General features: G+C 51.4%; 13 protein-coding genes and 1 rRNA gene. All 14 read left to right on the top strand.

What is annotated here, in order from left to right:
• A 5S ribosomal RNA gene (gene rrf, locus RSX24_RS32380) occupies window positions 1–77 on the top strand; the annotation flags it as partial.
• A gap of 197 nt (window positions 78–274) precedes the next feature.
• Window positions 275–757, top strand: a complete 483-nt coding sequence (gene ybaK / locus RSX24_RS28305; protein WP_339275928.1) for a Cys-tRNA(Pro) deacylase — start codon at window positions 275–277, stop codon at window positions 755–757.
• Between the two features lie 379 nt (window positions 758–1,136).
• The gene (locus RSX24_RS28300; RefSeq protein ID WP_343262440.1) at window positions 1,137–2,126 is read left to right on the top strand and encodes a LacI family DNA-binding transcriptional regulator; all 990 of its coding nucleotides are present in this window, start codon (window positions 1,137–1,139) and stop codon (window positions 2,124–2,126) included.
• On the top strand, window positions 2,119–3,000 hold the full coding sequence (rbsK, locus tag RSX24_RS28295; RefSeq protein WP_343262439.1) for a ribokinase: 882 nt from the start codon (window positions 2,119–2,121) through the stop codon (window positions 2,998–3,000). Before RSX24_RS28300 ends, rbsK begins: the two co-directional genes overlap by 8 nt.
• Window positions 2,997–3,398, top strand: coding sequence for a D-ribose pyranase (gene rbsD / locus RSX24_RS28290; protein WP_236420729.1), 402 nt, complete (start codon window positions 2,997–2,999; stop codon window positions 3,396–3,398). Before rbsK ends, rbsD begins: the two co-directional genes overlap by 4 nt.
• Before the next feature lie 14 nt (window positions 3,399–3,412).
• Complete coding sequence (locus RSX24_RS28285) at window positions 3,413–4,894, top strand: sugar ABC transporter ATP-binding protein (protein WP_343262438.1); 1,482 nt, start codon at window positions 3,413–3,415, stop codon at window positions 4,892–4,894.
• A gap of 10 nt (window positions 4,895–4,904) precedes the next feature.
• On the top strand, window positions 4,905–5,867 hold the full coding sequence (locus RSX24_RS28280) for an ABC transporter permease subunit (RefSeq protein ID WP_438286900.1): 963 nt from the start codon (window positions 4,905–4,907) through the stop codon (window positions 5,865–5,867).
• Window positions 5,868–5,881: 14 nt separating this feature from the next.
• Window positions 5,882–6,811, top strand: a complete 930-nt coding sequence (gene rbsB / locus RSX24_RS28275) for a ribose ABC transporter substrate-binding protein RbsB (RefSeq protein WP_339275933.1) — start codon at window positions 5,882–5,884, stop codon at window positions 6,809–6,811.
• A gap of 177 nt (window positions 6,812–6,988) precedes the next feature.
• Window positions 6,989–8,509, top strand: coding sequence for a spore germination protein (locus RSX24_RS28270; protein ID WP_343262437.1), 1,521 nt, complete (start codon window positions 6,989–6,991; stop codon window positions 8,507–8,509).
• A gap of 64 nt (window positions 8,510–8,573) precedes the next feature.
• Window positions 8,574–9,689, top strand: coding sequence for a GerAB/ArcD/ProY family transporter (locus RSX24_RS28265; RefSeq protein WP_339275935.1), 1,116 nt, complete (start codon window positions 8,574–8,576; stop codon window positions 9,687–9,689).
• Window positions 9,686–10,885, top strand: a complete 1,200-nt coding sequence (locus RSX24_RS28260) for a Ger(x)C family spore germination protein (RefSeq protein WP_339275936.1) — start codon at window positions 9,686–9,688, stop codon at window positions 10,883–10,885. The genes RSX24_RS28265 and RSX24_RS28260 overlap by 4 nt, the downstream gene beginning before the upstream one ends.
• 35 nt (window positions 10,886–10,920) lie before the next feature.
• Window positions 10,921–11,139, top strand: a complete 219-nt coding sequence (locus tag RSX24_RS28255) for a hypothetical protein (RefSeq protein WP_343262436.1) — start codon at window positions 10,921–10,923, stop codon at window positions 11,137–11,139.
• 609 nt (window positions 11,140–11,748) lie between these two features.
• Window positions 11,749–12,987 carry a saccharopine dehydrogenase family protein gene (locus RSX24_RS28250; RefSeq protein ID WP_236420737.1) on the top strand — a complete coding sequence of 413 codons (1,239 nt, stop codon included), beginning with the start codon at window positions 11,749–11,751 and terminating at the stop codon, window positions 12,985–12,987.
• A gap of 1 nt (window position 12,988) precedes the next feature.
• Window positions 12,989–14,116, top strand: coding sequence for a carboxynorspermidine decarboxylase (nspC, locus tag RSX24_RS28245; protein ID WP_236420738.1), 1,128 nt, complete (start codon window positions 12,989–12,991; stop codon window positions 14,114–14,116).
• Window positions 14,117–14,410 lie beyond the last annotated feature (294 nt).

Below are 14,410 nucleotides of genomic sequence, written 5' to 3'. Positions count from 1 at the left end.
CGAACACGACCGTTAAGCCCTCTAGCGCCGATGGTACTTGGACCGCAGGGTCCTGGGAGAGTAGGAAGCCGCCAAGCACTTCAAAAACACACTCGAATAATTTCGAGTGTGTTTTTTTATGTTCATTTGAGTGTGTTCATTTCCATACGATGAGGACAGCGATGTGGAGACCTGCTTCAAATTGGTCTAGATTTGTCTGGGTCCGTGAATTTTGAATGCCGGGGATGTGGAATACCGACAGCGATGTCCTATATAATAGGCTTTGGTGATGAAAATGGCTAAAAAAACGGACAAAACGAACGTAATGCGTATCCTCGACCAAATGAAGATCCATTACGAATATAACGTCTTCGACAACGAAACGCAGGATGTCTTTGAAGTGTCCCAATCTCTCGGTAGAGATCCTGCTTGCGTATTCAAAACGCTCGTGACCTCCAATCGTTCGAAAGAATACTATGTCTTCATGGTGCCGATCGAGAAGGAACTGGATCTGAAGAAGGCCGCCAAAGTGGCCGGGGAGAAGGCTTTGGAGATGATTCCTCAGAAGGAGCTGCTGCCTCTCACGGGTTATGTACACGGCGGCTGCTCGCCGATCGGCATGAAGAAGCCGTTCAAGACATATATCGACCAGACCGCAGCAGACGCGGAGCGCATTTATTTTTCGGGTGGGCGGGTTGGATATCAGCTTGGATTGCCGTTAGGCGACCTGCAAAAGGTCATCGACGTGTTTCCAGCCGATATTACTAAGGACTCTTAAACGTTGGCCTTAAGAAGCCTTCCTTTCCACGTGTAAGTTTCTGCAATCTCATAAAAGTCTTGTTTTTTTGCTCAAGCGTCCACGATCAGTACCTCATTGAACAGTGGCCGCTTATTTATGATGAATAGTTTTCAGCCAGAAGGCTTCCAGTTGTTTCATACCTTAGAGGCCAGGTGATGAGGTGTACCCCTTCATTTAATCGTGGTTTATTCGGCTTTTCAGCCAATATTCTTACGCCGGTCATTCCTTCTGCATTTCCTATTTCAGGGAAAGGATTAGTGTTATCAATCGGTTTCTTCAAAAAAGGGGTTGTCACAGTAAACAAAGTGTGATATTTTTATGTCTGTAACCGGTTACACATTCAGAGGTGAAAAGTTCAATGACAACGATCAAAGACGTAGCGAATTTGGCTGGCGTTTCGGTAGCCACCGTATCAAGGGTCATTAATGAAAGAGGTTATGTTCATGCGGACACTCGCAAGAAAGTGGAGGATGCCGTCAAGCAGCTTAACTTTTCTCCAAACGAGGTGGCCCGTTCTTTATACAAGCGCAAGTCCAAACTGATTGGCCTGCTGCTTCCGGATATTGCAAACCCTTACTTTCCGCAGCTTGCACGCGGGGTGGAGGACCGGATGCAGGAACAGGAATTCAGATTGATTTTCGGAAATAGCGATGAGGATGAACAGAAGGAGCAGGATTACATCCAAACCTTTATTCAGAATAACGTCGTCGGCGTCATTTCTTCAACGAATTATCCTCATTCTCACATATATGAAAGCTTGAAGATCCCTGTTGTCTTCCTGGACAGGACGCCGTTGGACAGTCCGTCCGTATTTGCAGATGGCAGAGAGGGCGGCCGGCTGGCTGCCAGGGAAATCATCAAGCGAGGAAGCCGCCGAATCACGGTCATGCAGGGACCGGCACATATCAAACCTGCACAGGACCGCTTCAAGGGCGCGATCGAGAGCATTCGCGAAGCCGGTTTGGATTATCGCGTAGTCCAGACCACCTCCTTTTCGATTAACGATGTGGGATTATGGGCGGAAGAGCTTTTTAGCAAGCATGGCGATACGGACGGGGTCATTGCCAGCAATGACATCGCGGCGATGGCAGTACTTCACGAGGCGCTGCGAATCGGCAAAAAAGTACCCGAAGACTTGCAGATTATCGGCTTTGACGATATCCCGATGAGCAGCCTGCTGTCACCGGCTCTATCGACCATTCGCCAACCGGCGTACGAGATGGGAAGGGAAGCGGCCGGTCTGCTGATCAATCTGGTAGAACAAGCGCCCATCGATACAAAACATATACAGCTGCCCGTCAGCTTCATTGAGCGGGGCACGACAAGAAAGGTGAATTCAAATGGCTAAAGTATGCGTAATCGGAAGCAGCTCCATGGATCTGGTCGTTACTTCCTCAAGACGGCCGGGGGCGGGGGAAACCGTCCTTGGCGACAGCTTCAAAACCGTCCCTGGCGGCAAAGGTGCTAACCAAGCGGTTGCTGCGGCAAGGCTGGGTGCCGAAGTGTCCATGATCGGACGGGTAGGCGACGACACGTTCGGTACAGACATTTTGAACAACTTCAAAGCAAACGGTGTCGATGTGCAAAATGTGAAACCGGTTACACATATGGAGAGCGGAACGGCTCATATCATATTGGCCGAAGGTGATAATAGTATCGTGTTCGTGGAGGCGGCAAATCGCGAAGTGACGCCAGAATATGTCGATGAAGCTGCGGACGTGATCCGCAATGCCGATATCGTGCTCATCCAACAGGAGATCCCGGAAGAAACCGTTGTTCGGGTCAGCAAGATTTGTGCGGAAAGCGGGACTCCGCTGCTGCTTAATCCGGCCCCGGCGAGACCATTACCGGATGAGGTCATCAACAATGCAGCTTACATCACGCCGAATGAGCATGAAGCCGAAATCCTGTTTAAGGGCATGACGCCTGCGGAAGCGCTGCGGAAATATCCGAACAAATTGTTTATTACGGAAGGCAGCAACGGGGTTCGCTACTTTGACGGGGAACAAGAAATCGTCGTGCCGACGTACAAGGTGGAGGCAGTCGATACGACGGGGGCAGGCGATACGTTCAATGCCGCATTTGCGGTCGCTTTGGCGGAAGGCAAGCCGCTCCAAGACAGCGTTAGATTCGCGAACCGGGCTGCATCGCTATCCGTGACAAAGTTCGGGGCACAAGGCGGCATGCCGATGCGACACGAAGTGGAGGAAGGCCTGAAATGAAAAAGCAAGGAATGCTGAACAGCCATATTTCCAAAATACTGTCGGATTTGGGCCATACGGACATGATTGTGATCGCGGATGCGGGCCTTCCGGTTCCTGAGGGGGTTGCCAAAATCGATTTGGCGCTCAAGCTCGGAACGCCGAGCTTTCGGGAGGTCGTCGAATTGATCGCAGACGATATGGTCGTTGAAAAAGTGGTTTTGGCGCAAGAAATCAAGGAGGGCAACCCGGCGGCATTGCAGCTCGTTACGGAGACGTTCGGAAGCGAAGCCGTCGACGTGTCGGTCAGCCATGAACAATTCAAAGCGCTGACCAGGCAAGCCAAAGCGGTCATCCGCACGGGTGAAGCCACGCCGTATGCCAATTGCATTTTGCAATCGGGCGTCATATTCGGTTAAAGGGGGACGGCATCATGCATATTCGGATGCAAGGCATATATAAGGCGTTCGGCACCAATCAGGTGCTGAGCGGAGTGGATTTCGAACTGAAGGAAGGCGAGGTTCATGCCCTCATGGGCGAGAACGGGGCCGGCAAATCCACGTTAATGAACATTCTGATCGGCCTTCATCAACGGGATCAGGGAACGATCGCCATCGACGGCAAGGAAACGTATTTTTCCAGCCCGAAGGAGGCCGAAAAAGCGGGAATTGCTTTTATTCATCAGGAGTTGAACGTTTGGCCGGAAATGACGGTGCTCGATAATCTTTTCATCGGCAAGGAGCTTACATCGTCCATGGGATTGCTGAATACGCGACAAATGAAAGCGCTTGCCAATGAGCAGTTTGCCAAACTGTCCGTGCAAATCCCATTGGAGCGTCCGGCAGGAGAGTGCTCTGTAGGTCAGCAGCAAATGATTGAAATCGCCAAAGCGCTAATGACCGACGCCAAAGTCATCATTATGGATGAGCCGACGGCGGCGCTTACGGAGCGCGAAATCCAGAAGCTGTTCGGCGTGATCGCTTCGTTGAAGAAAAACGGGGTGTCCATCGTTTACATCTCGCACCGGATGGAGGAGATTTTCACGATCTGCGACCGCATTACGGTGATGCGGGACGGCAAAACGGTCGATACCAAGCCGATCCCGGAGACGAGCTTTGACGAAGTGGTCCGGAAGATGGTTGGCCGGGAGCTTACCGAGCGATATCCGTCCCGTCATCCTTCGTACGGCGAAGTGGTCCTCGAAGTGCGGAATGCCAGCAGTAAAGGTTTGTTCCAAAACATCAGCTTTACGGTGAGAGCAGGAGAGATCCTTGGATTTTCGGGGCTGATGGGCTCAGGGCGAACCGAAATCATGCGGGCGATCTTCGGACTGGACGGGATGGACAGCGGAGACATCATGATGCGCGGCAAAAAAGTGAACATCCGGAAGCCGGCAGACGCAGTCAAACACGGCATCGGTTTTATTACGGAAGACCGGAAGGACGAAGGTTTAGTGCTTGATTTCTCCATCCGCGAAAATATGGCTTTGCCGAACTTGTTCAGCTTCTCGAGCAAAGGATTCATTTCCGGGCAAAAAGAACAGGATTTCGTCGACACGCTGATCAAGCGTTTGCAAATCAAGACACAATCTTCGGAGACGGCAGCACGTAACCTGTCCGGGGGCAACCAGCAAAAGGTGGTCATCGCCAAATGGGTCGGCATCGGGCCGAGCGTACTGATTCTGGATGAGCCGACGCGCGGGGTTGATGTGGGCGCGAAACGCGAAATTTATCAGCTGATGAACGAGCTGACGGATCGCGGCGTCGCCATCATCATGGTATCGTCAGAGCTGCCCGAGGTGCTGGGCATGAGCGACCGGATTGCGGTCGTGCATGAAGGACGCATCAGCGGCGAGCTGGCAAGGGAAGAGGCAACTCAGGAAAGCATTATGACATTGGCTACAGGGGGAAAGTAACATGACAACCATGCAAGAAAACCAACCCGCCAAAAGCGGTTTCCGCTTGACGAATGTGACACAGAAACTGGGTCCGCTGCTCGGACTGATCATTCTTATTTTTATCGTATCGGTATTGAATCCAAGCTTTTTGGAACCGCTTAACATTTTGAACCTGCTGCGCCAAGTCTCGATCAACGCGCTGATCGCCTTTGGCATGACGTTCGTCATCCTGACTGGCGGCATCGACTTGTCTGTAGGCTCCATTCTGGCTTTATCCAGCGCATTCGTAGCCAACTTGATGTTGTCCGGTCTTGATCCGATCCTGTCGATCATTATCGGGGTAGCGCTCGGCGGCGTGATGGGTATGGTGAACGGGCTGATGATTACGAAAGGCAAGATGGCTCCGTTTATCGCCACATTGGCAACGATGACGGTATTCCGCGGATTGACGCTGGTGTACACGGACGGAAACCCGATCACGGGATTGGGCGACAGCATGCTGTTCCAACTGTTCGGCCGGGGTTATATGTTCGGCATTCCAGTGCCGGCCATTACGATGTTGATCACTTTTGTCATTCTGTGGACGATTTTGCACAAAACGGCCTTTGGCCGCAAAACGTACGCCATCGGCGGCAACGAGAAAGCGTCCATCATTTCAGGCATCAAAGTGCATCGCGTAAAAATCATGATTTATTCGTTGGCAGGCATGCTGTCCGCGCTGGCAGGCGCAATCCTGACTTCCCGCCTGAATTCCGCGCAGCCGACGGCCGGCACATCGTATGAGCTGGACGCCATCGCTGCCGTCGTTCTCGGCGGAACAAGCCTCTCGGGCGGCAGAGGACGGATCGTCGGCACATTGATCGGGGTACTGATCATCGGCGTGTTGAACAACGGTTTGAACTTGCTCGGCGTCAACTCGTTTTATCAAATGGTTGTCAAAGGCGTCGTCATTGCCATTGCCGTCCTGCTGGATCGCAAGAAAACGGCTTAAGGAGAGAAACGAACATGAAAAAATTGACCATATTGCTTGTAAGCGTAATGATGATCGTTCTGGCAGGATGCTCCCTGGAGCCTCCAGGTTGGGCCAAGCCTGATGCTGCCGGGGGCAAAGAGCAGAAAAAAATCGGACTGTCCATTTCCACCTTGAACAACCCGTTCTTCGTTTCCCTGAAGGACGGCGTGGTGGCGGAGGCGGCAAAGCAGGGAATTCAAGTCATCGTCGTTGACGCACAGAACGACTCGGCCAAACAAACCAATGACGTCGACGATCTCATTCAACAGGGCGTGGATGCCTTGCTGATTAACCCTGCTGATTCCGCAGCGATCTCCACGGCGGTGCAATCGGCCAATAGTGTCGGCATTCCCGTAATTACGCTGGACCGTTCCGCAGACAAAGGCGACGTGGCAGCACTCGTTGCGTCCGATAACGTCAAAGGTGGGCGAATGGCCGCAGAGTATTTCGTGGAGAAGTTGGGCGAGGGTGCAAAAGTTATCGAGCTCGAAGGTGTACCGGGAGCTTCGGCAACGAGAGAACGCGGAAAAGGGTTCCATGAAGTGGCCGACCAGAAGCTTAATGTAATCGCCAAACAGTCTGCCGACTTTGACCGCTCCAAAGGGTTGAACGTCATGGAGAACCTGCTGCAAGGAAATCCGGACGTACAGGCGGTATTTGCCCACAACGACGAGATGGCGCTTGGTGCCATCGAAGCGATCCAAAGCTCGGGCAAGGATATTCCGGTCATCGGGTTCGACGGCAACGATGACGCGATCAAGTCCATCAAGGACGGCAAGCTGACCGCAACGGTTGCCCAACAGCCTGCACTGATCGGCCAATTGTCGGTACAGGCAGCGATGGATGTGTTGAACGGCAAACAGGTGGAGAAATCCATCCCTGCCGAATTGAAGCTGGTAACCAGAGAAAACGCAGGCGAATAACAGCCCGAAGATCCCGTTTTGGACCCCGTGTCCGAAACGGGATTTTTGCATTTTCATGAGTGTGCATCTATTCCTTTCATTCCCTGAAATGAATAATTCGTGGATGGAACGCAAAAGATAGCGACACCTATAAATATCTCAACGACATCAGATAATGCATAACAGGGGGGCATGAGGATGAGCACAACCATGGATTTGCTGTTGAATGAACCGTTTACGGGCAGCATGTCGGCCGACGAGGCGAGGCTAAGATCCATTTTCACAGGCTGTTCGGACATGGTGTTTCATGCGTTTACAACGGCAGCCCACACTTCTGTGTTATGCATTTATTGCGTTGGGCTGTGCGATACGGAAAGGCTCGAGCGCCAGGTACTGGCTCCGCTGCAGCAATCGGCGGCAAATATCAGGATCAAGGTTGGTGCTTCACATGAAACGACACATGGCACGACACATGGCACGACACATGGAACGCCCTCCGCTCTGGAGCATGATGAGACGATGAGGGGCACTAGCACTTCCGAAGCACCCATGTCGTCCGTGGAAATGGTGCATACCATGGGTCAGGCGGTACAGGCTCTTATGGACGGAGGGGCATTGCTTCTCATGGATGGGGAAACCTCGGGAACCGTATATCCGCTATACAAAACACCGAATCGAACGCCGCAGGAACCTGCCGCCGAATCGACGGTTCGCGGAGCACGGGACGGCTTCACGGAATCGTTGGACGTAAACTTGTCTTTGGTGCGGAAGCGAATCAAAACACCTTCGCTAAAGCTGAAAAAAATGACAGTGGGGGAATATACGAGTACGCAGGCAGCCTTGGTGTACGTGGAAGGCATTATCGATCCTTCCTTATTGAAGGAAGCGGAGTCCAGATTAAATCGCTTGAATCTCAAGGAGGTTCTTGAGAGCCAGTACATCGAAGAGGCGATCATTGACCAGAAACACTCGCCTTTTCCCCAAATGATGTCCACGGAACGTCCGGATGTGGTTGCATCGAATGTGCTGGAAGGCCGCTTTGCGCTGATTGTGGACGGCACGCCCTTCAGCCTGATCGCACCTGTCACATTATTCTCCATGCTGCAATCTCCGGAGGACTATTATCAAGATCAGTACATGAGCGTGTTTATCCGCTGGCTGCGGTATTTATTTTATGTCCTGTCGCTGCTGCTGCCCTCGGCGTACGTGGCTATCACGACCTTCCATCAAGAGATGATTCCAACGGTATTGATGCTGAGCATCGCAAAGGCAAGGGAGGAGATTCCATTTCCGGCACTGGTGGAGGCATTCATTATGGAAATTTCCTTTGAAGCTTTGCGCGAGGCAGGCGTCAGGCTGCCCAAACAGGTCGGTTCCGCAGTCAGCATCGTCGGGGCGCTGATCATCGGTCAGGCTGCGACGTCAGCAGGCATCGTGTCCGCCCCCATGATCATTATCGTAGCCATAACGGGCATCGCGTCCTTCATGATTCCGCGATATGCGGCCAGCATCGTTACGCGTCTGCTTCGTTTTCCGATGATGCTGCTGGCGGGCACACTGGGCCTTACGGGTGTGATGCTCGGCCTGATCCTCATCGTTATCCATTTAAGCAGTCTGCGTTCCTTCGGTGTGCCATATCTGTCTCCAGCAACGCCGACCTCAGTCCGCAGCCTCAAGGATGTCTGGTGGCGCCCTTCGCCCAAAGGTAGTCCGAAATGAATCGGCAGTCGCGGCGGTTTATACAGTTTAATTGCATACAGCATTCATGAAAGGGGCATTTGTTATGCTGACAGACAAAGGCAAAATATCGTCGGCACAATTGGCTTTCATGATTTTCCCGGCGATTCTGGCGACATCCATTTTGTCCGTGCCAAGCATGACGATGCATTTTGCCGGGCATGACATGTGGATTTCCCCGCTGATCGGAGCTGTGGTCGGACTTGCCGTCATCGGCATTTCCTTTGGTCTTCACCGGCTCTATCCCGGGCAAACCATCATGCGGTCAAGCACGCAAATTGCAGGATGGTGGGGCGGTAAAGCAATAGGCTTTATTTTTCTGCTCTATTTGCCGCACTTGACCGGCTTGATCATTCGCGAATACGGCGAGTTCATAGCAAGCAATGCGCTTCCCCGAACTCCGCTGTTTGTCGTGATGGGCACGATGGTTCTGGTGTGCGCGATCAATGTGCGGCTGGGCATCGAAGTGGTTGGGCGAACTTCGCAGGTGTTTGTGTCGATTCTGGTTATTCTGATGTGCCTGATCTTCATCTTGTTAATTGGAGAGCTTCATCTGGGCGAATTGCTGCCTTTCCTGGAGAACGGGATTGTTCCCATATTTAAAGGAGCCGTTGCTCCGGCCGCCTGGTTTAGCGAGTACATCGTGCTTGCCTTCCTGCTTCCCTATCTTGACGGGAAGAAGAATCCGGCCAGAACGATGATGTTTTCACTTGTTTTGACAACAGGGGCCATGATCGTTACCAATTTGTTCTGCTTGTTCCTGTTGGGGGATTTGACGGACAGCTTTGCCTTTCCGTTTATGATTGCTGCGCGTTACATCACGATTGCCGATTTCCTGCAGCATATCGAGGCGGTTGTCATCGGCATTTGGATTTTCGGCATCTTCGTTAAAATCTCCGTGTTTCTGTACATATTCGCGACGTCCACGGCGGAATGGTTCGGCTTGGATAATTACAAACCGCTCGTATTCCCTCTTGCATTTTTATGCATGGTATTTGCATACTGGTTAGCCTCGGATGGCCTTGGAGTCGCTGGCCTCGTAAGCGCATCGGCCAATGTGTACACGATGTCTGTCCTATTGGTCCTCCCGGCCATGATTTACGGACTTGCACTGCTAAAGAACATGTTCAAGCGGACTCCAAGGGATGGCAAAAAAGCATGAAAAATAACGGGAGATTAAAACGATATGCAATCGTTCTAGTCGGTTTAGGCCTGTTGTTGGCCGGTTGCTGGGACCGGAAGGAGATCAACGATTTGGCGATCGTTCTTGCCACAGGCATTGACTATGAAGATGGCAGAGTGGAGCTGACGGCCCAGATTTTCATTCCCCGCAAAGCGAGTGGAGGAGCGGGCGGAGGCACAGGCGGAGCTGGAGAGAGCAGCCCGAGCGGGGTTACCATGGTGCGGACAGCCGAAGGAAGCACCATTGCCGAAGCATTGAACCGGCTGCAGCGAAAGGTCCCCCGAAACATGTTTTGGGGCCACTGCGAGGTTGTTGTCATCAGCGAAGAGGCTGGAAAACAGGGACTGCGGGAATATATCGATTTTTTGCTGCGATATCCGCAGTTCCGCGAGCACGCTTACGTTTTTTCCAGCGCAGAGCCGACCAAGGAATTGCTGGCCCTGCTGGACCCGCTCGAAAGAAGCTCTGCCGAATCCTTGCGGGAGATGGCAAACATGGGGCTGGGCACGCGAGTGACCGTGCTGGATTTGGCCCAGTCCATCGAGGGCCCGAGCCGGTCAGCCATTTTGTCCCGGATGCTCATTCTTCCACCTGATCCGGGGCAAAGCAAACAAACGACGACGCCTTACATCAAAGGCCTGAGCATATACAAGAACGGCCGCTATGTCCGGACCGCCAAAGAGCCGCTTAGCATAGGGATGCTGCTGCTGTCCAACGAATTGAATAATATCATCATGCCGGTTGAATTGGAGCGGGAGAAGGGGGCGTTTTCCATCCGTCCTTTCGAAATGAAAACAGAACTGATCCCGCACGTCAAGGGAAAGGACTGGTCCATGGAGATCAAAGTCCGGTCAAAAGGAGAAGTCGTATTGAACACGACCAACGCCAACTTGACCGACCCTTCCAAGATGAAGGAACTCGAAAAGGCTTGGTCAGACAGGCTGAAGGCATTGGCGGAGGAAGCGCTTGAACTTGCCCAGCACGAGCTGCAAGCCGATCTGTATAAATTTTCGGTCGAATTTCGCAGGCACTATCCCGAGCAATGGAAAGAACGACATCGGCAATGGGACGCCGTTTTCTCGAATCTTGACGTGAAGGTCGACGTCCGCGCTCGCATTGCCCGCACCGGGAAATCGACCGATCCTCAAGGAATTACGGAACAAAGTGCCGACTGAGCACATATCCATATTGGGATGAAGGAGAAGATGCAATGAAATCAGCCTCGATGGTCGGCATCGTGCTGCTGGCAGCGGCCATAGTATATGGGGAGTGGAAAAACACCCCGCAGCGGCAGGAGAGATGGGTGGTTGCAGGCATTATGGCCGGAGCCGTAATTCTGTCCATCGTGCTTCTGCTGCTGCCGGGCATTCCCGGTCCCAGCCAGTTCGTAAAGTTGGTGTTCGGGCAAGTGGACCAATACATGAAATGAACATCGGTGCTACTTTCGGCGTGATTATGTCATATGCGTCTAAGAATGACGTCTTCGCTGGATAAAAATGTTTTTATAAAAATGACTTGTTTTTTTCCTCAGCGTCTGATATTGTATAACCTGTGATTTTGGAAAGCGGATATATCAACATTGAATCGGAACTTTCCAGCAGATAATTTTTGACCACTCCTCAAGAGTCAAGGCCATACGGACAGCCGGGTCAAATGCCGATTGGCAACGAAATGTTGCCTTATTGATTGAGTTAAAAGCTCAAATTTTATAAGTTGGTTACTTTACAACCAGTGCATCTGCACATCAACTTGTGAAACGGTCAATAAGAGTGGTAAAGGCGAATTATTTGCTATATAGACTCTGATCCAATATTGATATACATGAAGGAGCTTTCCGCCAGGAACATTCTACGGAATTTCTGTGGTCATGGAACGTGACGCCTTTTTAATGATGTATATCGACAAGCAAGTGTGATGATGCGCGATTAGGCCATTTTGCACTTGCTTTTTTTGTTGTGTTAGAAACGGAACTGGGAAAGCTAAATGAACTGGGTTCAAAACAAATCAAAAAAATTCACTTGGGTTAGGAGAATGGAAAATGGGTAAAGCACTAATCATCGGCGCGGGCGGCGTAGCTTCCGTAGCAGTTCACAAATGCGTTCAAAACAGCGAAGTTTTCGAGGAAATCTGCATCGCAAGCCGCACCAAATCCAAATGCGACGATCTTAAAGCCAAACTGGATGGCGGCAAAACAAAAATCACGACTGCACAAGTGGATGCAGACAACGTTGAAGAACTGATCGCTCTGATCAATGAATTCAAACCGGATATCGTCATGAACCTGGCTTTGCCTTACCAAGATTTGACGATCATGGATGCATGCTTGGCAACCAAAACACATTACATGGATACAGCCAACTACGAACCGGAAGATACGGCGAAATTCGAATACAAATGGCAATGGGAATACAAGGAGCGTTTCGAAAAAGCCGGCATCACGGCACTGCTGGGCAGCGGCTTTGACCCAGGCGTAACTGGCGTATTCTCCGCATACGCGCTGAAACACTACTTCGACGAAATCGAGTACATCGACATTCTCGACTGCAACGGCGGCGACCACGGTTACCCGTTTGCAACCAATTTCAACCCTGAGATTAACATTCGCGAAGTTTCGGCGAACGGAAGATATTGGGAGAACGGCGAATGGATCGAGACCAAACCAATGGAAATCAAACGTGTCTACGACTTCAAAGAAGTGGGTGAAAAAGACATGTACCTGTTGTACCATGAGGAGCTCGAGTCCCTGGCGAAAAACATTCCTGGCCTGAAACGCATCCGTTTCTTCATGACCTTTGGCCAAAGTTACCTGACTCACCTCAAAGCTTTGGAAAACGTGGGCATGACTTCGATCGAACCGATCGAGTTCGAAGGCAAACAAATCATTCCTTTGCAATTCCTGAAGGCGGTACTGCCTGATCCTGCGTCCCTCGGTCCTCGCACCGTGGGCAAAACGAACATCGGCTGCATTTTCAAAGGCAAAAAAGACGGCAAAGACAAAACGTACTACGTGTACAACGTATGTGACCACCAAGAGTGCTACAAAGAGGTTGGCTCCCAAGCGATTTCTTATACAACTGGCGTTCCGGCCATGATCGGTGCTGCCATGGTCATCACTGGCAAATGGAATAAACCGGGCGTATACAACGTGGAAGAGTTTAACCCGGATCCATTCATGGAAGAACTGAATAAATGGGGCCTTCCTTGGGTAGAAGACTTCAACCCGGTTCTCGTTGACGAACTGCCGGAAGAAGCAAAAGAATCGGAGCTTGTACGTTAAGATGCGGTTCGAGCAATTACCGACACCATGTTTTGTTGTTGACGAAGCACTGATCGAGAAAAACCTGAAAATCCTGAACGGTGTCATGCAGCGTACTGGCGCGAAAATCGTGCTGGCTCAGAAGGCCTTCTCCATGACGGCGATGTATCCGCTCATCGGAGAATACCTGAGCGGCGCAACCGCAAGCGGGCTGTACGAAGCCCGTTTGGGCCATGAGGAAATGGGCAAAGAGAATCATGTCTTTGCCCCGGCCTATCGCGAGGACGAGATCGATGAGATCATCTCGATCTGTGACCACATTATTTTCAATTCATTTTCGCAGCTGGCGAAGTTCAAAGATAAGGCGCTTCAGGCTGGCAGAAAAGTAGGGCTGCGCATTAACCCGGAATGCTCGACCCAGGTCGGCCACGAAATCTACGATCCTTGTTCCCCGGGTTCCCGTTTCGGGGCCAAACACGAAGATTTCCGCGCCGAGCTGCTGGACGGCGTCTCCGGACTGCACTTCCACACCTTGTGCCAGCAAAATTCCGACGATCTGGAGACGACGCTGAACGCGGTGGAAGAGAAGTTCGGACAATGGCTGCCGCAAATGGAATGGATCAACTTCGGCGGAGGGCATCACATCACGCGCGAAGATTACGACATTCCGAGATTGGAAGCCTGCATCAAACGCATGCAGGAGAAATACAACCTGGAAGTATATCTGGAGCCGGGTGAAGCTGTTGCGCTGAACGCGGGTTTCCTGGTCACTTCCGTATTGGATTTCCACAGAAACGGCATGGACATCGCCATTCTCGACACATCGGCGACATGTCATATGCCGGACGTACTGGAAATGCCGTACCGCCCACCGCTTGTCGGTTCGGGAGAAGCAGGCGAGAAGCCGTACCTGTACCGTTTGGGCGGGCAAACTTGCCTGTCTGGCGACGTGATCGGCGATTATTCGTTCGATCAGCCGCTGAAAGAAGGCGACCGTCTGGTATTCGAAGACATGGCGATCTATTCCATGGTCAAAACGAATACGTTCAACGGCATGCCGCTGCCAGCTATCGCTGTTCGCCGAAAAGACGGCGATTGCGAAGTGGTTCGCCAATTTGGCTATGAAGATTTCAAAACGAGATTGGCCTGATTTATTTTTTTCATTATACGACTCAGCGCTGCTCAGGCAGAACGGTGGATCAATGATCTCCGACAGCCTGCTTGAGCGCGATCGCATACCAACCGGATTCCTATATAGGGGTCCGGTTTTTTGTTGCAGGTCCATTTTTTCCAGAATTAACAAAAAGTTCACATAGAAGACACATGGCTCCTGTATAATTTTGTATGATAAAGGAATCAAGCTTCCATTCGAAGCTGTTCCATATATATGGGGACAAGCTTTAGAAGGATGGTTTGATTTTTTTACATACCGAACTTTCAGTCC

This window comes from Paenibacillus hubeiensis (assembly GCF_032334105.1).
Taxonomy (GTDB): domain Bacteria; phylum Bacillota; class Bacilli; order Paenibacillales; family Paenibacillaceae; genus Paenibacillus; species Paenibacillus hubeiensis.
The sequence above is the reverse complement of the archived record's forward strand: the minus strand, read 5'-3'. Positions and strand labels throughout refer to the sequence as shown.